The sequence below is a fragment of the Aliivibrio friggae genome, from assembly GCF_057368515.1.
In genome coordinates, this window is record NZ_CM170648.1 from 994,052 (window position 1) to 1,015,905 (window position 21,854).

Annotated in this window: 17 protein-coding genes; 9 read left to right on the plus strand and 8 right to left on the minus strand. The window is 40.0% G+C overall.

Annotated features, from left to right (window positions below):
- Positions 1–212 precede the first annotated feature (212 nt).
- A complete protein-coding gene (locus AC2INI_RS04655; RefSeq protein WP_122035516.1) occupies positions 213–842 on the plus strand; it encodes a TfoX/Sxy family DNA transformation protein in 630 nt (209 codons plus the stop codon).
- 129 nt (positions 843–971) lie between these two features.
- On the opposite strand, the gene AC2INI_RS04660 is transcribed toward AC2INI_RS04655, so the two are convergent.
- Positions 972–1,523 carry a hypothetical protein gene (locus tag AC2INI_RS04660; protein WP_122035515.1) on the minus strand — a complete coding sequence of 184 codons (552 nt, stop codon included), beginning with the start codon at positions 1,521–1,523 and terminating at the stop codon, positions 972–974.
- Between the two features lie 275 nt (positions 1,524–1,798).
- Here AC2INI_RS04660 and AC2INI_RS04665 point away from each other — a divergent pair, with 275 nt between their 5' ends.
- Positions 1,799–3,100 carry a DUF945 family protein gene (locus AC2INI_RS04665; protein ID WP_486305448.1) on the plus strand — a complete coding sequence of 434 codons (1,302 nt, stop codon included), beginning with the start codon at positions 1,799–1,801 and terminating at the stop codon, positions 3,098–3,100.
- 183 nt (positions 3,101–3,283) lie between these two features.
- On the plus strand, positions 3,284–4,366 hold the full coding sequence (gene serC, locus AC2INI_RS04670) for a 3-phosphoserine/phosphohydroxythreonine transaminase (RefSeq protein WP_486305449.1): 1,083 nt from the start codon (positions 3,284–3,286) through the stop codon (positions 4,364–4,366).
- A 126-nt stretch (positions 4,367–4,492) separates the two neighbouring features.
- Here the strand turns inward: serC and cydC are convergent, their stop codons facing one another.
- The 4 genes from cydC to ald all read right to left on the minus strand — a co-directional run bounded on the left by cydC (position 4,493) and on the right by ald (position 10,375).
- Complete coding sequence (gene cydC / locus AC2INI_RS04675) at positions 4,493–6,214, minus strand: heme ABC transporter ATP-binding protein/permease CydC (RefSeq protein WP_122035510.1); 1,722 nt, start codon at positions 6,212–6,214, stop codon at positions 4,493–4,495.
- Positions 6,207–7,979, minus strand: coding sequence for a heme ABC transporter permease/ATP-binding protein CydD (cydD, locus tag AC2INI_RS04680; RefSeq protein ID WP_486305450.1), 1,773 nt, complete (start codon positions 7,977–7,979; stop codon positions 6,207–6,209). The genes cydC and cydD overlap by 8 nt, the downstream gene beginning before the upstream one ends.
- 152 nt (positions 7,980–8,131) lie before the next feature.
- A complete protein-coding gene (trxB, locus tag AC2INI_RS04685) occupies positions 8,132–9,097 on the minus strand; it encodes a thioredoxin-disulfide reductase (protein ID WP_486305451.1) in 966 nt (321 codons plus the stop codon).
- A 159-nt stretch (positions 9,098–9,256) separates the two neighbouring features.
- Positions 9,257–10,375, minus strand: a complete 1,119-nt coding sequence (gene ald / locus AC2INI_RS04690; RefSeq protein WP_122035506.1) for an alanine dehydrogenase — start codon at positions 10,373–10,375, stop codon at positions 9,257–9,259.
- A 156-nt stretch (positions 10,376–10,531) separates the two neighbouring features.
- Here ald and lrp point away from each other — a divergent pair, with 156 nt between their 5' ends.
- The 5 genes from lrp to serS all read left to right on the plus strand — a co-directional run bounded on the left by lrp (position 10,532) and on the right by serS (position 18,041).
- Positions 10,532–11,023, plus strand: coding sequence for a leucine-responsive transcriptional regulator Lrp (lrp, locus tag AC2INI_RS04695; protein ID WP_045101653.1), 492 nt, complete (start codon positions 10,532–10,534; stop codon positions 11,021–11,023).
- Positions 11,024–11,304: 281 nt separating this feature from the next.
- The gene (locus AC2INI_RS04700; protein WP_486305694.1) at positions 11,305–14,592 is read left to right on the plus strand and encodes a DNA translocase FtsK 4TM domain-containing protein; all 3,288 of its coding nucleotides are present in this window, start codon (positions 11,305–11,307) and stop codon (positions 14,590–14,592) included.
- Between the two features lie 42 nt (positions 14,593–14,634).
- Entirely contained in the window at positions 14,635–15,246 is a 612-nt protein-coding gene (gene lolA / locus AC2INI_RS04705; RefSeq protein ID WP_122035502.1) for an outer membrane lipoprotein periplasmic chaperone LolA, read from the plus strand.
- A gap of 19 nt (positions 15,247–15,265) precedes the next feature.
- Entirely contained in the window at positions 15,266–16,612 is a 1,347-nt protein-coding gene (locus AC2INI_RS04710; protein WP_486305452.1) for a replication-associated recombination protein A, read from the plus strand.
- 121 nt (positions 16,613–16,733) lie between these two features.
- A complete protein-coding gene (gene serS / locus AC2INI_RS04715) occupies positions 16,734–18,041 on the plus strand; it encodes a serine--tRNA ligase (protein ID WP_486305453.1) in 1,308 nt (435 codons plus the stop codon).
- Between the two features lie 266 nt (positions 18,042–18,307).
- On the opposite strand, the gene trxC is transcribed toward serS, so the two are convergent.
- Positions 18,308–18,742, minus strand: a complete 435-nt coding sequence (gene trxC, locus AC2INI_RS04720) for a thioredoxin TrxC (protein WP_045101658.1) — start codon at positions 18,740–18,742, stop codon at positions 18,308–18,310.
- Positions 18,743–18,886: 144 nt separating this feature from the next.
- The gene (locus AC2INI_RS04725) at positions 18,887–19,210 is read right to left on the minus strand and encodes an HI1450 family dsDNA-mimic protein (RefSeq protein ID WP_045101659.1); all 324 of its coding nucleotides are present in this window, start codon (positions 19,208–19,210) and stop codon (positions 18,887–18,889) included.
- Between the two features lie 183 nt (positions 19,211–19,393).
- Here AC2INI_RS04725 and AC2INI_RS04730 point away from each other — a divergent pair, with 183 nt between their 5' ends.
- A complete protein-coding gene (locus AC2INI_RS04730) occupies positions 19,394–20,698 on the plus strand; it encodes an inosine/guanosine kinase (RefSeq protein WP_122035496.1) in 1,305 nt (434 codons plus the stop codon).
- An 82-nt stretch (positions 20,699–20,780) separates the two neighbouring features.
- Here the strand turns inward: AC2INI_RS04730 and AC2INI_RS04735 are convergent, their stop codons facing one another.
- Positions 20,781–21,656: a D-hexose-6-phosphate mutarotase gene (locus AC2INI_RS04735; protein ID WP_486305454.1), complete on the minus strand. Its 876-nt coding sequence runs from the start codon at positions 21,654–21,656 to the stop codon at positions 20,781–20,783.
- Positions 21,657–21,854: the final 198 nt, after the last annotated feature.

A 21,854-nucleotide genomic window follows, 5' to 3' on the forward strand; every position in this document is an offset into this window, starting at 1 on the left:
GTATTCTTGTGAAGTACATCAACGAATTAATAGGCACTCCTATGAGACTATAATGAGAGCTAAGTCGGTGAAACTACTTACTTGCCGACACGAATTAACATAGAGGATTGTGATCGCAGTTAGATAATTAACTGTAGATTCAATGCTTAATATAAAAATAATAGAAAATATAAAATTGTACGTTTATTATTCAATTGCTTGATGTCAAATTTATGACAGGGACGGGGGTCACTGAGTTTAAGATCAAGGAGATCGAAATGAGTCATCTAGAGGAACGCTTTTTTAATTTTGTAAAAAAACTGGGTCGATTTAATAAACGCTCGATGTTTGGTGGTGTTGGATTATTTACTGAAGACGCTATGTTTTCGCTCGTAACTGAAGGACGACTGTATGTTCGAGGTGGTGGGTTAGTTGATGAGCAATTTGAAAAGCTAGGCTGTGAACGTTTTAAGCACGTAAAGAAAACAACAATAGCGACAGTTAATTATTTTGATATCAGTGAGTTATTTGATAAAAAACCAGCGTTGCTTTTGAATATAATTAAAGAAGCGATGGAAAACTCACGAGCAGAAAGAGAGTTCAAGAAATCAAAAGAGAATCGTCGATTACGTGATTTGCCGAATATGCAATTAACATTAGAAAGAATGGTAAAGAAAGCAGGAATTCCAGATGTTAATGCTTTTTTGAACACTGGAGCTGTCGATGTATTTAGGAAAGTAAATACAACGTATGGTGGTGATGTTGATGTGAAATTGCTTTGGAAGTTTGCCGGTGCAGAGTCAGGTGTGCATTGGACATTATTGCAAGAACCAACAAAAAGAGCCTTATTACAACAAGTTTGAGTATACCAATAAAAAAACCTCGTTATTCCTTTTGATTTATAGGTATAACGAGGTTTTTTTTGCTCTAAACTTTAATAAGTAAGCTTAGTGCTTAGAAACTTAGTTCTTAAAAAATTAGCTCTTAAAAACTTAGTATTTAAAGCGTGCAGTTAGTAGTAACTGGTCGCCATAGATGCCATTGAATCGACCTTCAGCACCAATAGAGAATAGCTCTGTTGAGTGGAATCGACCATATACAGAGAATAACGTATCGTCATTATCATCAATTGATAGGTAACCTACTTTACCACCGACTTCTAGTTGAGGACCTAACCATTGGCGAACGCCTAAGTTAAGCTCCATACCTGTATCGTTTTTGTAGTGCTTGTTATCATCAACAACGCGAAGCAACATTTCACCAGTAATATCAGCCCAGTTATTTACTGGAGCATGAAAACCAAGACCTGTTGCTAAGTCGTAATCACCATCTAGTTCAGAATCAACTGAAACGATAGCGTGTGCGTTAGGGTGAATTGATTTACTAAAACCAGCACCAAATGTTGAAGGGCTAAATCCAATACGAGCTTCAACATAGTCATAGCTGAAGTTGCTCATGATTGCATTGTTTGGGTCATTATCTGCAGCCATTGACGTTGCTGAAATGAACATTAGGCTTGAAGCTAAAAGTGTCTTACGGATCATGATATTTGAAACCTATCAAATTGAGTGCTGTAATAAAAAATATGCTCTAGATACTAACAGAAATGGGTATTTTTGCTAGAAGGTAGTCTATAAATTTTAGAGTTACAGCAATTAGTCAAAAAATTAACGTGTATTCGTTTTGTTTTAAATAAGCAAAATATAAGCCAAGACAAGTTATTTTGCTGATTAGAAAGCAAGTTTATCTTATAAATAGAGTTGTATTGCAGTGAGTGACTTAGGTAAACTGACAAAAATGGATAAAATTGGATAACAATATGAACGAATTAAGAAAGTACGCTGCAATTGGTGGCGCGATTGCAATTATCGCTTGCTGGCCATTTGCCACAGGGAAGATTGGTGAAGCTATTTTTAAAGATGGGATAGCTTCTTATCATAATTCGATCATTGAGGTTGAATCTGTTTCTTATGATCGCGGTTATTTAAGCTCAACAGCGCAGAGCCGAATTCATGTGATTGATAAGGGATTGAGTGAAGAGTTAGAACATGCGGGTTACCCAACAGAAGTGATTATTAATCATGATATTTCTCATGGGCTATTCTCAGTATCTTCAGTGTCAACGTTTGATACAACGAGTGACACATCAGAGTTTATTAAAGGGCTAACATTAACCACTGAGAGCCAACTGACAGGAACGACAGAATTACTGCTATCAAGTAAAGACACGAATTTCATGACTGAAGACCTTCAAGCTCAAGGGGTTGAAAAGCTTTTCTTAGCGGCAAGTCAAGTTTCTGCTGTTATTGAAAAAGACGGTCAGTTCAATGTGTCATATCAATTGCCTAAAACTGAAATACGCTTAAATAACCAGTCTGAAATGATTATTGATAATGTTGCGGGTCAAAGCGCTGGTCATTATGTTGGTGATATTTTTATTGGTGAGGCGAATGTTAGCATTGAGAAAATGTTATTAAATGATATTGAAAGCCAAATTAATAATGAAGTGAAAGGACTTAAATACACAAGCAGTAATCACTTAACTGAAGTAAAAGATAAGGCTGAAGACAATACCTTTACCTCTCAAAATGTACTGACGTTAGCAGAAGTGAATACTGACGCTGGAGTGCTTAAAGAAGGTACTTTTGATATTAGTTTTGAAGACCTAAATTACGACGCATTAATTAAATTGGTTCCGCTACTTCAAGACCAAGAGCTAGACAATGATAAAATTCAGCAACTTATGTTGTCATTTGATTTGTTAGCAGCCAAAGGTTTTAAAGTTAATATCAATCAATTCAGTGCTGAAGTACTTGGTAGTAAAGTTGATAGCAGCATTAGATTAGCGCTACCAGCTGGTACGGCAAGAGCTTCTCAAAATGCAGATAAATTAGTTCAAACCCTAGAAGGGAAAACGGAATTAGTTATTGCAAAGAAATTAGTTGATGAGACGCCAGAGTTGCGTATGCAAATGGATGAATTATTGATTAATGAGTTTGCCGTAGAAGAGGGTGATAATTACCGTTTATCTGCAACGATTGCAAATGGTCAAATTGAGTTGCTTAACGGACAAAAAATGCCGTTGTTTATGCTATTAGGCTTTTTAAGCTATTTACGTTAATCGTCTTTTATTGAATCAAAATAGCTCACTAGGTGGGCTATTTTTTTATCTATAGATAATATTTGAGTGATTTAGTGAATTAGATCACTTTCTGATTTCCTTGTGAGAGAAAAGGTGGTATTAATTTCTATACATTATTTTATGTAAACATCTTTTATAAAATAGCAGGAGCCTTTGAGAAACATGGAAAAAGTATTTAACTTTTGTGCTGGTCCAGCAATGCTGCCAGTAGACGTTCTAGCCCAAGCTCAAAAGGAATTGGTGAATTGGAACGGTTTAGGCACTTCAGTTATGGAGATTAGCCACCGTAGTAAAGAGTTCATTAAAGTTGCGGAAGACTCTGAGCAAGATCTGCGTGATTTATTATCAATTCCTGAGAATTATAAGGTATTGTTTTGCCAAGGCGGCGCACGAGCACAATTTGCAGCGGTTCCATTGAATCTACTTGGTGGAAACACTAAAGCGGATTATGTGGATGCGGGGTATTGGGCTCAAAGTGCAGTGACTGAAGCAAAAAAATATTGTACGCCGAATGTCATTGAAACCATTATTACTGTCGATGGCAAAAAAGCCGTTCAGCCTGCTGCTGAATGGGCATTAAGTGATGATGCGGCTTATGTGCATTTTTGTCCAAATGAAACCATTGACGGTATCGAAATTAATGATTTACCGGTCACTGATAAACCAATTGTCGCTGATATGTCGTCTACGATCTTATCGCGTCAAATTGATGTATCAAAATATGGTGTCATTTATGCTGGTGCGCAAAAGAATATTGGACCAGCAGGCTTAACCATTGTAATTGTACGCGATGATTTACTTGAACTAGCAGCAGATGCACTTCCTAGCGTATTAAGCTATGGCGTATTGGCTGATAAAGAGTCAATGTTCAATACACCACCAACATACGCTTGGTATCTTTCGGGTTTAGTTTTCAAATGGCTAAAAGCTCATGGCGGCATTGAGGCTATGGAAGCGCATAACCGTAAGAAAGCAGCGGTACTATACGATTATATTGATCACTCTGATTTCTATCGTAACGATGTTCATGCAGATAACCGTTCGTTAATGAATGTTCCATTTCAGTTAGCTAATCCAGAGCTGGATGAGACATTCTTATCATTAGCAGATGATTCTGGTCTAAAAGCCTTAAAAGGACATAGAGCGGTGGGTGGTATGCGTGCATCTATTTATAACGCAATGCCATTAGAAGGTGTTCAAGCGTTAGTTGAATTTATGAAAGAATTTGAAACTAAATACGCATAGGTGTTGGTTTTATCTAATTAGTAGATGAGCTAAATACAGAGTAAATAAAAAGCCGATACTGAATAAACAGTATCGGCTTTTTTATGGTTTCAGAATAAGCAGGTGGTTAACGAGCTAATGCTTTATTTAAAAACGTTGCCATAGCTGATGGTAAGCCCCATTGAGTGCAAGTAAGCTCTCATGTGTGCCTTGTTCCGTTATTTCACCGTGATCCATAAGACAGATATGGTCCATGTTTTCTAAATTAACCAATCGGTGGGTAATAAATACCACGGTTTTATCTTTAATATGATCATTTAATACAGACATTATTTGTTGCTCTGTTTTTTGATCTAAGCCTTCGGTTGGTTCATCAAGTAACACGATAGGAGCGTTGTGTAATAAAGCTCGTGCAATACCAATACGGCGGCGTTCACCACCAGAAAGTTGACGTCCGCCATCTCCTAGCCAGGTATTTAAGCCCTCATCAGCAGTAAGATCGCCTAGGCCTACCTTATTTAGCGTTTGGGTTAATAACTCGTCATTTGCTTCATCGTTTGCGAGTAAGAGGTTATCTCTTAATGAGCCATTAAGAATATCAACACGCTGACTAACAACCGACATAGCGCTGCGTAGGCTTGATTCTTTCCATTTAGGCAGTTGGACACCATCAATGGCAATAGAGCCTGATTTAGGATCCCATTGACGAGTTAGTAACTGCAATAAGGTTGATTTACCTGAGCCTGTTTGACCCACGATCGCCATTTTTTGACCTGCAAGTAGATCGAGTGAGACGTGTGTGATCGCATCGGTATCCGCATCAAGATATTGGTAACTCACATCAGAGATCGTTAAGTTACCTTTTATCTCTTGAGTTACGCCATTTTCATCAAAGACAGTATCTGGTTCCGCGGTGATGATTTCATTTAAGCGACGAGCAGAACTTAATGTCTGGCCTAAATATTGGAAAGCGCCTGCAATTGGCATTAATAATTCAAAACTTGCCATTGTCGCAAAGGCAACCATAGCCACCATTGGATCTGGCGTCATACCAGCAATACCATCTGCAGAGATCCACAGCATTAATAGCAGTGTCCAGCCGTTAGCTAAAAGCAGCAGCCCATTAGCTAAGCCAGTCAATGTTGCCATGTGACGTTGATTAGATAACAGTGCGACTTGAGCATCAAGAATACGTTGGTGATATTGCTCTTCTGCACCAAAGATACGCAGTTCAGCATTACCTTGAAGCCAATCTAAGGTTTTAATTCTCAATGTGGCTTTATTTTGAGTAAGATCTGCACCATTTTGTTTGCCTAACTTATAGAAAAGGGTAGGCCAGATAAGCAGTAGAGAAAATAGAATCGCGCCAAGAGTCAGGCCTATAGTGACATCAAACCACGCAAGAAAAGCGGTTAGTCCGATAATGCCTAATGTACCAACAATAATTGGACTAATAAGACGCAGATAGACATGGTCCATCGCATCGACATCAGCAACAAGACGGTTTAATAAATCGGCGTCACGCAGCTTTGAAAAACGACCTGGAATTAACGGTATTAATTTTTTAAAGAAGAAAATACGTAATTCAGTTAGTAATTTAAAGGTAGCATTGTGACTAACGACTCGTTCTCCCCAACGACCAGCGGTTCGGCCGATAGAGAAACCACGTACCGCTCCCGCAGGAAGCATGTAGTTAAATGTTTCACGAGCAATGGTTAAACCAGCAAGAGCTGAAGCTGAAATAAACCAGCCTGAAATCGTTAATAAGCCGATAGATGCAAATAAGGTTGCAAAGCTAAGTAACATACCTAGTGTTAGGCCAAACCAATGTTTTTTGTATAATTTAATGTAAGGCAGTAAATCACGCATCAAGATCACCTTGCTTTGGTTGTTTTGCGGCAAGCATGGTTGCAAATAAGCCGGAGTCTTTAATTTCATCAAATGAACCAGATTGAACCACTTGACCTTTATCCATAACTAAAATGGTGTTCATCGCATGAAGTTGATCTAAACGATGGCTGATCATTAAGGTGGTTAGCCCTTGAGTCGCTTCATTTAAGCTCTTCATTACCAGACGTTCACTTTTAGCATCAAGGCTAGCGGTTGGCTCATCTAAAATCCATAAACGACCTTGCTGTAACAGTGCACGAGCTAACGCTAAACGTTGAGCCTGTCCAACAGATAAACCACCTGAGCGATCTGAAATAGCGTGCTGATAACCAAGATCATCAATAAATTCATTAGCAAAGGCTTGTTTGCTTGCTGAATCAAGTTGGTCTTTTGTGATCTCTTGTTTACCTAAGGTGATGTTTTCTTCGATGGTGCCATGAACTAGGGTAGGGTTTTGTCCAACCCAATTAATGTCTTGATACCACTGTTTCTTATCTAACTCAGACAGCTCTATGCCATTAATCTTAATGCTGCCTTGATAAGGTAAGAAACCTAATATGGCATTAATTAAGCTAGTTTTACCCGCGCCACTTGGACCGACTAACGCAGTTTGAGAACCTTCAAAAAGGTGAAAGCTAATAGGGCCTAATAACGTTTTGTCATCATGCGTAGTCACAATCAGATCGGTAACTTGAATATCAAGCGTGGTTGAATCAGACACTTTTTTAGTGCCATTAGTTTGAGCATTAGTGTCAGTATTTAAAAACTCAACAAGAGATTCAGCAGCGCCGACAGCTTGTGCTTTTGCGTGGTAAAAAGTACCTAAATCTCGCAGTGGTTGATAAAACTCTGGGGCAAGAATAAGAATAAATAAACCAGTAAATAGCGTAACTGTGGTTCCGTAATGGCCAAAGTCTAATTCACCTATAAAGGTAAAACCAAAGTAGACCGCTACGATAGCAATTGAAATTGAAGTGAAAAACTCTAATACCGCAGAGGATAAGAAAGCCAGTCTTAGTACTTCCATAGTGCGTTTACGAAAGATTTCAGAAGCACCATGTAAATGCTCGGTTTCTTGAGCGGTTTTATTGAATAAACGGATAGTCGTCATCGATTGCAGGCGGTCATAAAAATGGCCTGACAAACGTTGTAGCGCTTTAAAGTTACGGCGGTTAGCATCAGCAGCACCCATACCAACCAGAGCCATAAATAGTGGAACCAACGGCGCGGTTAATAGGAATACTAAACCTGCAGCCCAGTTTTGTGGGAAGACGACAATCAAAATGGCAAAAGGAATTAATACGGACAAAGACATCTGTGGCAGATAGCGAGAGAAGAAATCTTGCATGTCTTCTACTTGTTCGAGTAATAAGGTTGCCCATGTACCAGCTGGCTTGCCCTTTATATAGGCAGGGCCTAACTCTTGAAGTTTATTCATCACCAATTGGCGAATATGAACACGGACATACTCACCACATCGATAGCCAGCAATTTCACGACCCCAACTACAAGCTGCTCGAATAGCAACAATTGCGAGAATAGCGACAAAGTGGGAAATGAGTTCGTACTTATCTACTTGTTCAATAATCAGTTGGTGCAAGATATCGGCAAGTAATGCAGCTTGTGCTATAAGAAAAAGGCTAGAAAGAAAGCCAAGCCCGATAGAGAGGGTTAGCCATTTTTTTGCAAGTTTACTCTGACCTTTAAGCCATTGTCCTAACTCGCGCTGTTGATTTTTATCCATAATATGAAGGCTTACGTTTTGTATTATTTTACATACGTACAGTATCTATTTTAATAATTAGAATATAAGAAACCATATGTACATCAGTAAAATAAGATGAGCAAAAGAAACCCGAAGTATTCGCTTCGGGTTTAACGTTAACGGCAGACAGTTTAACTTTCTTTTGCTTCTAACGCATCTAAAAAGCGCTCTGCATCTAATGCAGCCATACAACCTGTACCAGCAGAGGTAATTGCTTGACGATAATTATGGTCCATAACGTCTCCCGCAGCGAAGATACCTTCAATACTCGTTTGAGTTGCATTGCCTTCAAGGCCTGATTTCACCTTAATGTAGCCATTTTCCATATTAAGTTGACCATTGAAAATAGCGGTATTTGGTTGATGACCAATAGCAATGAATGCGCCCATGACTTCTAAATCTTCAGTCGCATCAGATTTTGTGTCTTTTAATCGAACACCGGTAACACCCATTTCATCACCTAGTACTTCATCTAGCGTACGGTCGGTATGTAAGATGATATTGCCGTTTTCAACTTTATCCATTAAGCGGTCAATTAGGATTTTTTCAGAACGGAAGGTATCGCGACGATGGATCAAATGCACTTCAGCGGCGATGTTTGATAAGTACAATGCTTCTTCAACAGCAGTATTACCACCGCCAACAACCGCTACTTTTTGATTACGGTAGAAGAAACCGTCACACGTAGCACAAGCTGAAACGCCACGGCCTTTAAATGCTTCTTCAGATTCTAAGCCTAGATATTTAGCTGAAGCGCCAGTTGAGATGATTAAAGCATCACAGGTATATTCAGCAGAATCGCCTTTTAGGCGGAAAGGACGCTGGCTGAAATCAGTTTCGTTAATATGATCAAAAATCATTTCAGTATTGAAACGTTCCGCGTGTGCTTTCATCTCTTCCATTAAACCTGGGCCCGTCATATCTGCAGCGCCACCAGGCCAATTTTCAACTTCTGTCGTTGTGGTTAATTGTCCACCTTGCTGCATACCTGTGATCATTACAGGGTTTAGGTTTGCTCGTGCAGCATATACAGCAGCAGTATAACCAGCAGGGCCAGAGCCAAGGATCAATAATTTAGAATGCTTAACGTTGCTCATAGGATCTCCGAGCTAAAATCAAAAAACGAGAAATAAGGTGGGAACGACAAGGGTGTGTTCATCATCCTTAGTGATTAAGGTGATTGTATGGAATTTATTGCAGTAAAGAAAGGGCACCACAGCGGGTGCCCTCAAATGATTTTGTTATAGGATATGTTTTTACGCAGTTAGTGCTGCTTCTGGAGAGACATATTCTAAATCAAAGCTTTCTGCTACTTCTTTGCAAGTCACTTTACCGTGGATAACGTTTAGGCCATCTAGGAAGCCTTTATCTTCAAGAAGTGCTGCTTTATAGCCTTTATCTGCTAATTTAATAATATATGGAAGGGTTGCATTATTAAGCGCAAAAGTAGATGTGCGAGCAACGGCACCTGGCATGTTGGCAACACAGTAGTGAACCACTTCATCTACGATGTAAGTAGGGTCTGCGTGTGTAGTTGCATGAGACGTTTCAAAACAACCGCCTTGGTCAATAGCAACATCAACAACCGCCGCGCCTGGTTTCATACGTTTAATGTGATCAGCCGTAACCAGTTTAGGTGCAGCAGCACCAGGAATAAGTACAGCACCAATAACAAGGTCAGCTTCTAGTACGTGCTTCTCAATAGCATCAACGGTTGAGTAAACTACTTTAGCGCGCCCTTGGAACTCTTCATCTAGAGCTCGAAGTGTATCGATGTTACGATCTAAAATAGTTACGTCAGCACGCATACCAACAGCCATTCGTGCCGCATTTGCACCAACAACACCGCCGCCTACAACGACTACTTTTGCAGGTTCAACACCAGGTACACCACCAAGAAGTAGACCGCGACCACCGTTTGATTTTTCAAGAGTTTGAGCACCTGCTTGAATAGACATACGTCCTGCAACTTCAGACATTGGTGCTAATAGTGGCAGTCTACCCATATAATCTGTTACAGTCTCATATGCGATGCAGACAGCTTTACTCTTAATTAAGTCTTCTGTTTGTGGAAAATCTGGTGCAAGATGTAAATACGTGAATAAAATTTGCCCTTCACGTAGCATTGCACGTTCAATAGCTTGTGGCTCTTTAACTTTAACAATCATGTCAGCTTGAGCAAAAACGTCTTCGGCTGTAGGAAGAATGGATGCGCCTACCGCGATGTAATCATCGTCGGTAAAACCAATGCCAGAACCGGCTTTTGTTTCGACAAAAACGTCATGGCCATGGGATATTAATTCTCGAACACTCGCTGGGATCATGCCAACGCGGTATTCATGATTTTTTATTTCCTTAGGTACGCCAATGATCATCCTGATTTCCTTTTATGTTATGGTTATTATGACTGCTTGTAGGGTTTTTGTTTCGAATTTTTAACTAGTATAGTTTGTAATTAGCAAAATTTGATGCTAAATATTAAAAAGTTGTAGTATATTTTTTTGCAAGGAAGTAATAAGGTGGAATAAAAAATGGTAGATAATAAGAAACCGTCCAAGGAACTGGATCGTATCGATCGCAATATTTTAAATGAACTCCAAAAAGATGGACGAATTTCAAATGTTGAATTATCTAAGAGAGTGGGCTTATCACCAACTCCGTGTTTAGAGCGTGTTCGTCGTTTAGAGCGTCAAGGGTACATCAATGGCTATACTGCCTTGTTGAATCCACAATATTTAGATGCATCATTATTAGTATTTGTTGAGATCACACTGAACCGTGGTGCACCCGATGTGTTTGAACAATTTAATACAGCGGTACAGTTATTAGACGATATTCAAGAGTGTCACCTTGTTTCAGGTGATTTTGATTATCTTTTAAAGACTCGAGTATCAGATATGAGTGCTTATCGCCGATTGCTTGGTGATACACTGTTGCGTCTTCCTGGAGTAAACGACACACGTACTTACGTAGTCATGGAAGAGGTAAAACAGACTAACCATTTAGTGATTAAAACTCGCTAATGGTATCAAGGTTCTAAATTTTAGAGATTTTTTTGTTCTTTAATTTACAAAACCTTGAAGAGCTTAAAGGCTATTAGGTATATTCTACCTAAGATGCCTTTGAGTAATGACGAGCGGCGTTATGCCGCTCGACTTGTTTTTAATTTCTACAGATTTAGTGATCCTTGCTTTTTTCTCTTCGAATGCATTTATACATTAAAGAGGGATGACTAAATCTAAGCACAGTAACATTGGATAGTATTTTGTTTACAAAGATTAAAGAAAAGATTTCTGAGAGAAAAATTCAGCTGACAACGTTAAAAGTTGAAACCGTAGCTGAACCAGAAAAAGAACGATTAAATGGCAATCAACGTTTGCAAGAAGCACTATTTATTGTAGGTCTACTTGCGACTATCTTTATTGTCATCTCCTTATTTAGTTTTAATCCTGCGGATCCTTCATGGTCTCAGACTGCCTGGGATGGCAGTGTTGAGAATGCTGGTGGTTCCTTTGGAGCATGGATCGCTGATACGCTTTTCTTTGCCTTTGGTTCTTTAGCTTATCTATTACCGGTCATTCTTTTAGGCTGTACTTGGGTCGTTTTTCGTAAAAAAAACCAAGACCAAGAAGAGCGTGAGTTGGATCTAATGATGATCGGAACTCGCATCTTAGGTCTTTTAATTCTATTTTTAACCAGCTGTGCTTTAGCCGATACCAGTTTTGATGATTTATGGTATTTCTCATCTGGCGGTGTGGTTGGTGACGTACTTACTAGCCTAACAACCCCTATTTTGAATTTGCTTGGTTCAACGCTTATTTTCATGTTCTTATGGGGAGCGGGCTTAACATTATTTACAGGTGTTTCTTGGTTAACTATTGTTGACAACCTTGGTGGCATGGCGCTGGAAGGCGTTAGAACTATTGTAAATAAAATGAGAAAGACGGAAGACGAAACGTATGAAGTTGAAAGTGAGAATGATTACAAGCAAGAAGCAGTAGATACAGATCTGTCTCATTCATTTACTTCTGCACCATCTATTTCTTCTGCTGTCGAAAATACAGAGGTTGACCCATTTGAAACGCCTAAAATTTCGGCTCGTGAAGCCTCAATGTTTGCAGGTGAAAATACGTATTCAGATGACCCTCTATTCTCGACACCAAGCGATTATGCTTCTGAGCCAGTAGTTCATCAAGCAGAGACTTCATTAATAGAAATAGAGCAGGTTGAAGATAACGTTACTGAGAATAGTGTTCTTGAAAATAGCGTTGTCGCACCATCATTGTATGCCACAGAACAAAATGAACCGACGTCTCCGGAAATTTTAGAAGATGGATTGAATTTATCCATGCGTAGCAACGCGACAATTGCTGAATTAGATAATGAAGCATTAGTTCAAGATCCTCTATTAAGAAAAGTTGATGCAGAGAAGGCCTTTAATCCTAATCCTATTGTTAGTGCGGCAGTATTAAGCTCGACAGCAATGGCTGTTGGTGCAGAAGAAGTTGCTATTATTGATGAGCCTTTACTAATTGAAGATGAATTGACTCCTTTTGTTGATATCACGACTGAAAGCAACCACCTTGATTCATTAAATACTCAAGATAATGAACAAGCTGAATATCAAGAGATCAGTTCTTTTTCTAGTGCTACTGATGAATTTGTTGAACCGAGTGTGGTAGAGAATCAAGAAAGCGCTGAAACATTAAATGAATGGCAGAATGAATATCAAGAGACTTCTGCTAATCATGAAGATACGTTTACGGCTAATCTAGAGCAAGATGAAACCATTGAAGACAATATTCATTTCTCAGCACATGAAGAGCCTCAAGCAATAGAAGAAGAGTCATTTTCTTCATTTAGCGCGGTCGAGCAACAGACTCAAGAAACAGAGATTGAAGAAGTTGTTGAGCAAACGGTTGAAGAGACACTTCATGATGTTGTCATTGAAGAAGTACTTCCTGAAGAAAAACCAGAGCATTCAGATGCTGATATAGCGGCATTCCAAGCGTTAGTGGCAAAAGAGAAAGCGACACAAGCGGCATTACAAAATCCGTTCTTGGTTAACTCTGAACCTAATTTACCAAAACCAACGTCTCCAATGCCGACTCTGGAGCTATTGTACTCTCCTGACACTCGCGCAGAAATGGAGTCTCGTGAATCACTAGAGCATACGGCTCGTTTGGTTGAAGCAAAACTGGCTGATTACAAAATTAAAGCGCGAGTGGTGGATATCTTCCCAGGGCCTGTTATTACACGTTTTGAATTAGATTTAGCACCTGGTGTTAAGGTAAGCCGTATCTCAGGCCTTGCAACCGATTTAGCGCGTTCTTTATCTGCGATGGCGGTACGTGTTGTTGAAGTTATTCCGGGTAAACCTTACGTAGGTTTAGAGCTTCCTAACTTTAATCGTCAAACCGTGTTTTTCTCTGATGTGGTTGGTAGTGATACATTTAAAAATGCAAAATCACCAACAACCGTCGTTATGGGGCTTGATATTGCTGGTGAAGCGGTTATTGCTGATTTAGCAAAAATGCCTCACGTACTGGTTGCTGGTACTACGGGTTCTGGTAAATCGGTTGGTGTAAACGTCATGATTTTGAGTGTGTTGTATAAAGCGACCCCAGAAGATGTACGTTTTATCATGATTGATCCAAAAATGTTGGAACTTTCTATCTATGAAGGAATCCCACACCTATTGACTGAAGTTGTTACTGACATGAAAGACGCGGGTAATGCATTGCGTTGGTGTGTTGGTGAAATGGAACGTCGTTATAAATTAATGTCAGCGTTAGGGGTCCGTAACCTACAAGGCTTTAATGATAAATTGAAAATGGCAGCAGCAGCAGGGCACCCAATCCATGATCCATTATGGAAACCGGGTGATAGCATGGATGAGATGCCACCATTGTTAGAAAAACTGCCGTCTATTATTGTTATCGTCGATGAATTTGCTGATTTGATGATGGTTGTTGGTAAGAAAGTAGAAGAATTGATTGCTCGTTTGGCTCAAAAAGCGCGTGCAGCAGGTATTCACCTAATCTTGGCAACCCAACGTCCATCGGTAGATGTTATTACTGGTTTGATTAAAGCAAACATTCCAACACGTGTTGCGTTTACGGTATCAACTAAAACCGATTCAAGAACTATTCTTGACCAAGGTGGTGCTGAATCTCTACTTGGTATGGGTGATATGCTTTACTTAGCACCGGGTTCTAACCATACCGTTCGTGTTCACGGTGCGTTTGCATCAGATGATGATGTACATGCCGTCGTAAATGATTGGAAAGCGCGTGGTCGTCCAAATTACATTGAAGCGATTACTAAGAGTGAGCAAGGCGCAGAATCTTTACTGCCTGGTGAAAAGTCAGACAATGAAGAAGAGCTTGATCAATTGTTCGATCAAGTGGTTGAGTTTGTAACGACATCTCGAAGAGGCTCTGTATCTGGGGTTCAACGTCAATTTAGAATTGGGTATAACCGTGCTGCTCGTATTGTTGAGCAATTAGAGGCGCATGGGATCGTAAGTACTCCGGGCCATAATGGTAACCGTGAAGTGATAGCGCCACCGCCAGTAGGTAGCGGCGATTAATCGAATTGGCATTATTTCTATTTAGATAAGTGAAAATTATTGATGAAAAAGTTTTTAGTTTCTCTGTGTTTGTTAAGTTCTGGCGTATTTAGCGCTGCAGCGTTGGCGTCTCCTCAAAGTGAATTGACTGAGCGTTTAAATCAAAATGCTGGCTTTGAAGCGGTATTTACTCAAAAAGTAGTGAGCCCTGAAGGGGATGTATTAATGCAAGGCGAAGGGGATGTGAAAATTCTACGTCCTAATTTGTTTCGTTGGCATACACAGACTCCCGATGAGAATTTGTTGGTCACTGATGGCGAAACACTATGGTATTACAATCCATTTGTTGAACAAGTTACCTTAATGGGACTTGAAAAAGCCACAACACAGACCCCATTTGTATTATTAACACGTAATAAGTCTTCTGATTGGGATAATTATTCTGTGACGCAAAATGGTGATGCGTTCACCGTGTCTCCAAAATCTGATTCAGCAGTAAAAAGCGACTTTATTGTCAATATACAGCCATCAGGTAATGTCACTGGATTCTCTGTTGTAGAGCAAGATGGACAACGTAGTGACTTTAGCTTTACGAAATTTGAAGCGAAAAAACCAGCGCAAAGTAATTTCAGTTTTACTGTGCCAGCAGGTGTTGATATCGATGATCAACGCTAATGAAAGATAAAGGATAAACGTGAGTAACTTCAGTTTAGATTTTTCAGCAGGGGACGATTTTCGTCCCCTTGCTGCTAGAATGCGCCCTCAAAATATTGAGCAATACATTGGTCAGCAACATCTACTAGGTGTTGGTAAGCCGCTGCGTCGTGCGCTAGAAGCCGGACAGATCCACTCAATGATTTTATGGGGGCCTCCTGGCACCGGTAAAACAACATTAGCGGAAGTGGCTGCTAATTACACCAACGCAGAAGTGGAACGAGTATCGGCGGTCACTTCTGGCGTAAAAGACATTCGTGCTGCAATAGAAAAAGCGAAAGAGAATCAAACCACAGGCCGCAGAACGATTATGTTTGTGGATGAGGTCCATCGCTTTAATAAAAGCCAGCAAGATGCTTTTCTGCCGCACATAGAAGATGGCACGATTACTTTTATTGGTGCGACAACGGAAAATCCTTCTTTTGAGCTCAATAATGCATTGTTATCGCGAGCGCGAGTATACAAATTAAAATCATTAGAAAAACAAGATATCGTTCAGGTAATAGACCAAGCGCTTTTAGATAAAGATCGTGGTTTAAATGATGATAATTTTATACTTCCTGATGAGGTGAAATTACAACTGGCTGATTTGGTGTCGGGCGATGCTCGTATGTCACTCAATTACCTTGAGCTTCTGCACGATATGGCAGAAGAAGATCATGAAGGTAAGAAAGTGGTGGACTTGCCTTTATTAGCGGAAGTGGCGGGTGAAAAACTGGCACGTTTCGATAATAAAGGGGATATGTGGTACGACTTAATCTCAGCTGTTCATAAATCAATTCGTGGCTCTAATCCTGATGCGGCATTGTATTGGACTGCGCGTATTATTGCAGCAGGTGGTGATCCTTTGTATGTTGCGCGTCGTTTATTAGCGATTGCTTCTGAAGATATTGGTAATGCCGATCCTCGTGCGATGGAAATTGCGATGAATGCGTGGGATTGTTTTACACGAATTGGTCCCGCAGAAGGGGAAAGGGCTATAGCTCAAGCAGTGGTTTATTTGGCGTGTGCTCCTAAAAGTAATGCCGTTTATACCGCGTGGAAACAAGCGCAAATGGATGCGATTAACTCACCAGATTATGATGTTCCAAATCATTTACGTAATGCACCTACGTCATTAATGAAAGATATGGGGTATGGAGCTGACTATCGTTATGCTCATGATGAGCCAAATGCGTATGCTTCTGGTGAGAATTATTTTCCGCCTGAAATGCAGGATCGTAAGTACTACTTTCCAACAAAACGTGGTCTAGAAACCAAAATTAGCGAAAAGCTAGAGTATTTAGCTAAATTAGATCAAAACAGTCCCTTAAAACGCTACCAATAAAAGGGCATTTTCGGTATCTTATTCGAATCGCAATTTAGAAAAGAAAATTGCACAAAATTTTATTATTAAGTGGGTTCTGTTTACTTTGAACGCACAATGACCATAAGGCATAGGATTACAAATGCTTGATTCAAAATTACTTCGTACAGAGCTGGATGAAACAGCAGAGAAACTGGCACGTCGTGGCTTTAAGCTAGACGTAGAGACACTTCGCGATCTTGAAGAACAACGTAAGTCCCTTCAGATAAAAACTGAAGAGCTTCAAGCGCAGCGTAATTCCCGTTCGAAGTCCATTGGTCAAGCAAAAGCGAAGGGTGATCATGAAGAAGCGGCTCGCATTATGGCTGACGTTGCAACACTAGGTTCTGATCTAGATGAAGCAAAAGTAGCGCTTGCTGATCTTCAACAACAAATCGAAACTATCGCTTTGTCTGTACCAAACCTTCCTGATGATTCTGTACCTTATGGTAAAGATGAAGAAGAAAACGTTGAAGTATTACGTTGGGGCAACCCTCTAGCGTATGACTTTGAAGTGAAAGATCACGTTGAACTGGGTGAAATGGCTGATGGTCTTGATTTTGCAAGCGCAGTTAAAATTTCAGGCTCTCGTTTTATCGTAATGAAAGGTCAATTTGCACGTCTTCACCGTGCACTAGCACAATTTATGCTTGATCTTCATACTGAAGAGCACGGTTACATGGAAATGTATGTACCGTACTTAGTAAACCACGATAGCTTATATGGTACAGGTCAATTACCAAAGTTTGGTGAAGACCTATTCCACACAAGCCCATTAACAGAGCAAGTAAGTGATGTTCCTCTTAAGATGCTATCACTTATCCCAACAGCTGAAGTTCCAGTAACAAACATGGTGCGCGATACCATTACTGAAGAAGCTGATTTGCCTCTGAAAATGACAGCTCACACACCATGTTTCCGTTCTGAAGCAGGTTCTTACGGTCGTGATACTCGTGGTCTTATTCGTATGCACCAATTCGACAAAGTTGAATTAGTTCAAATTACGAAACCAGAAGATTCAATGGCTGCGCTTGAAGAACTAACAGGTCATGCTGAGAAAGTACTTCAACTACTAGAACTTCCATACCGTAAAGTTGTTCTTTGTACTGGCGACATGGGCTTCGGCTCTCGTAAAACTTACGATTTAGAAGTGTGGGTTCCAGCACAAGAAACGTACCGTGAAATTTCTTCTTGTTCAAACATGTGGGATTTCCAAGCTCGTCGTATGCAAGCGCGTTTCCGTCGTCAAGGCGAGAAGAAACCAGAATTGGTTCACACATTGAACGGTTCAGGTCTTGCTGTAGGTCGTACAATGGTTGCTATCCTAGAGAACTTCCAACAAGCTGATGGTAAGATTGCTATCCCTGAAGTACTACGTAAGTACATGAACGGTGTAGAATTCATCGGTTAATCTGTTCTATAACATAGACTAGATAAACACTAAAAAGCCGCTTTATGTTAAGTCATAAAGCGGCTTTTGTTTGTCTGCTATTTACATTATACCAATCTACATAAGTATTTGATCATTCTTGCTTGTTAAAATCGATTATATCTGTGTTATACCTTTCTATTGCAAAAATTAGGTGTAATTAGAACCACTAGTTACTGTAATTTATGCCTTGCTCTAATCGATTTTTCCTACGCAATTATCTGAACAACTGCTTATCCAGAATGGTATTATTTAAGCAGTGCTTGATTTAGCCACTGATCAAATTGACCTTTTGGTAATGCACCATTAATCATATCTACACGCTGGCCGTTCTTAAAGACCATAATCGTAGGGATAGAGCGGATCTGATATTGTGCAGCAATTTGTTGTTGAGCTTCCGTATTTACTTTTACACAACGAACTTGGCCATTGCGTTCAGCTGCAACGTCTTCAAATACCGGAGAGAATCCAACACATGGATTACACCACGGGGCCCAGAAGTCGATAACAACAGGTTTATCACTATTCATTAAAGCAGCAAGATTATCAGACGTACCCTCTAATGGTTTTCCATCTAATAGTTGTTCTTTACAACGACCACACGTAGCTGTGTCATTAATACGTTCAATAGGAAGGCGATTGAGTCCATTACACGATGGGCATCGAGATTGAAATTGAGACATGGTATTCCTTTATTATTTTCTGCTATCAGCAGTTTGTGAGCATAAAGAAATAATGGGGGTGCTAAGTGAGATATTCAATTAGAAAGAGTAATAAAAAAGGAGCAAATAGATGCTCCTTAGTATGAAATGGGAAGGTTGGTGAAATTAATCACGCTTCCATAGCATGTGGCAGAACTTGTGTTCAGGATCACGACTTACTAGCATGCGAGCAAAGACATCATCTAAAACATCAGATTCTTCATTAACTAAGCCAATTAAAACTTCAGCGTAGATTTCGCCATCGACATCAAAGCCAACTTGTTCAGACCAGTCATCACCAGTATCTACGACTTCAGCGGCGCCGCGGTCATCAAATTGCAGAGTGAATAATGCAACATCAGCAGGTTCAAGATTGTCTTGAGCCATTTCAAGGAAAATATCGTAAGCGACTTCGATTACGTCATCATAGCTAATTAGTTCAGTTGTCATGGTGGTTACCTTTAAAAAATACGCTCATAAATTATCACGAATGTCCTCTATAAGGCTAGAGCTATCAACAAATAGAAAGAGCAAACGTTTGCCTTTCGTTGAGGGTAATATCAGTAGTTGCGGCAGAGTTATTCAGCGGCTAAACTTCGCACTTCTTCCATTAGCCAGTTGAATGATTATTTTATGAAATTTCCAGGTCAGCGTAAATCCAAGCATTATTTTCCAGTTCACGCTCGTGATCCATTAGTTAGCCAAGCTCAAGAAACCAAAAAAATGTCGCGTACGCACATTATCGGTATTGATCAAACGTTAGTGGATATTGAAGCTCGAATTGATGATGCTTTTATTGAAAAGTATGGCTTGAGTAAAGGGCACTCACTGGTTATCGATAATGATAAAGCGGAAATGCTTTATAACGAGCTTAAAGATAACAACATGATCACCAACGAATTTGCTGGTGGTACAATTGGTAACACACTTCATAACTACTCAGTATTAGCAGATGATAAATCTACATTGCTAGGTGTGATGAGTGAAGACATTCATATTGGTAGCTACTCATACCGCTACTTATGTAATACGTCTAGCCGAATGGATTTGAACTACCTTCAACCGGTTCCTGGTGCAATTGGTCGCTGTTTTGCGCTTATTAGCCAAGACGGTGAGCGTACGTTTGCGATCAGCGAAGGTGACATGAACCAACTTCGTGCAGAAAGCATTCCAGAGAAAATCTTTAAAAATGCATCTGCATTAGTACTGACTGCTTATTTAGTTCGTTGTAAAGATGGCGACCCAATGCCAGCTGCTACGATGCAAGCTATTGAGTACGCGAAAAAGCATGACGTACCAGTAGTATTGACTATGGGTACTAAGTTTGTTGTTCAAGATGACCCACAATACTGGCGTGACTTCCTAAACGATCATGTGTCAGTGGTTGCTATGAACGAAGAGGAAGGAGAGGCGCTTACTGGTGCTTCAGATCCTCTAGAAGCAGCTGATAAGGCTCTTGAATGGGTTGATCTTGTATTGTGTACTGCGGGCCCTGTAGGGCTTTATATGGCGGGTTATACTGAAGACGAAGCGAAGCGTGAAACTTCTTTGCCATTGCTTCCTGGTACGATTGCGGAATTCAACCAATATGAATTTAGCCGTCCTGCTATTAAAGACAGCTGTGAAAACCCAATGAAGGTGTATTCTCATATTTCACCATACATGGGTGGCCCAGAAAAAATCAAGAATACCAATGGGGCAGGTGATGGAGCATTGTCGGCTTTATTACACGATATGGCAGCAAATCATTATCACCGTAATAATGTGCCTAACTCAAGTAAGCATCAGCACTCATACCTAACATACTCTTCGTTTTCTCAAGTATGTAAGTACTCAAACCGTGTAAGCTTTGAAGTATTAGCGCAACATTCACCACGTTTATCTCGTGGTTTACCAGAGCGTGAAGATTCGTTAGAAGAGTCGTACTGGGAAAGATAATTTCAGCATCTATTTAATATAGAAGTAGATGATATAAAAAACGGAAGCCTTAGAGCTTCCGTTTTTGTTTCTGGTTTTAAGATTAAGCGCTAATTTTTGTACTTAATACAAATGATTCATTAGGTTGAATTACTTTAGCTGTTTCTAGACTTGCTGCATGATAGGTTGATTCAACACACACCATAGTTTGATAACCATCATTGTTCATGTCACCCATAGATTCAGCGCCTTCAACCCACGGATTCCAGATAACCGCTGCATTGTGTCCTGAATTAGTAACAGACAATGTACGTTGTGTATCAGAGACTAGGACGGTGTTTTCTGGCTGAGTGTAAACACGATCAACAGCCGCATCAATCGATAATGTATCACCGCCCGAACATACTTTCCCTTCCAGTAAGCCATCAATATAGCTTGATCCCATACCGGTAATTGTTGTCGCGTTAATATCAGCAACATTTAGGTATGTGTGTAATGCTCCTGAGCAGTTCCACGCTTTATCATCTGTGTTTTTTGCATCAAGAGTAATCGTTAGCTGATCGCCAATTTCTACAGTTAAGCGCGCTTCAAATTCAAATGGCCAAATAGCTTTGGTTTCTTCAGACGTTTTTAACCCAAGAACCACCATAACGCCATTTTCGTTTTCACGATGCTCTACTAATGTCCAAGGGCTATTACGAGCAAAACCGTGTGCAGGGTTTGCGATACGACCAAACCAAGGCCAACATACAGGCACGCCCCCACGAATTGCTTTATCAGGGTTAAAAATAGCGTCGTTGCTCATCCAAATCAGGTCGTCTTGCCCTTTTGGAGTGAAAGATAATACATGACCACCGTGTAATGAAATTGCGGCTTCTGCTTTCTCATGAAGTACACGAACCACTTTTACATCGTCTAATTGAGCAATGGTAACGCAATCAGATAACACACTGATGGTTGGAAGGTGAGTAAGATTCATAGGTGACTCCTAAAATAGTAAATACGTATTCTTTTTTAGATACTTTCTACCAAGCTAATTGCAAAGGCCAGTGGTAGTCGATTATCGAAAAGGAATAGATACTTATATTAATGTAATAATCTACAGGCAATTCTCTAATTTGGCATTAAATTACAGATACAAAAAAGGCGACAATTAAGTCGCCTTTCATTCTTAAAA

Coding starts and splice junctions, on each gene's coding strand:
- cydD (WP_486305450.1), bottom strand. CDS start 7,979: ATGGATAAAAATCAACAGCGCGAGTTAGGACAATGGCTTAAAGGTCAG.
- lrp (WP_045101653.1), top strand. CDS start 10,532: ATGGTAGATAATAAGAAACCGTCCAAGGAACTGGATCGTATCGATCGC.
- AC2INI_RS04735 (WP_486305454.1), bottom strand. CDS start 21,656: ATGAATCTTACTCACCTTCCAACCATCAGTGTGTTATCTGATTGCGTT.
- serS (WP_486305453.1), top strand. CDS start 16,734: ATGCTTGATTCAAAATTACTTCGTACAGAGCTGGATGAAACAGCAGAG.
- AC2INI_RS04665 (WP_486305448.1), top strand. CDS start 1,799: ATGAACGAATTAAGAAAGTACGCTGCAATTGGTGGCGCGATTGCAATT.
- serC (WP_486305449.1), top strand. CDS start 3,284: ATGGAAAAAGTATTTAACTTTTGTGCTGGTCCAGCAATGCTGCCAGTA.
- AC2INI_RS04725 (WP_045101659.1), bottom strand. CDS start 19,210: ATGACAACTGAACTAATTAGCTATGATGACGTAATCGAAGTCGCTTAC.
- trxC (WP_045101658.1), bottom strand. CDS start 18,742: ATGTCTCAATTTCAATCTCGATGCCCATCGTGTAATGGACTCAATCGC.
- lolA (WP_122035502.1), top strand. CDS start 14,635: ATGAAAAAGTTTTTAGTTTCTCTGTGTTTGTTAAGTTCTGGCGTATTT.
- ald (WP_122035506.1), bottom strand. CDS start 10,375: ATGATCATTGGCGTACCTAAGGAAATAAAAAATCATGAATACCGCGTT.
- trxB (WP_486305451.1), bottom strand. CDS start 9,097: ATGAGCAACGTTAAGCATTCTAAATTATTGATCCTTGGCTCTGGCCCT.
- AC2INI_RS04730 (WP_122035496.1), top strand. CDS start 19,394: ATGAAATTTCCAGGTCAGCGTAAATCCAAGCATTATTTTCCAGTTCAC.
- cydC (WP_122035510.1), bottom strand. CDS start 6,214: ATGCGTGATTTACTGCCTTACATTAAATTATACAAAAAACATTGGTTT.
- AC2INI_RS04655 (WP_122035516.1), top strand. CDS start 213: ATGACAGGGACGGGGGTCACTGAGTTTAAGATCAAGGAGATCGAAATG.
- AC2INI_RS04660 (WP_122035515.1), bottom strand. CDS start 1,523: ATGATCCGTAAGACACTTTTAGCTTCAAGCCTAATGTTCATTTCAGCA.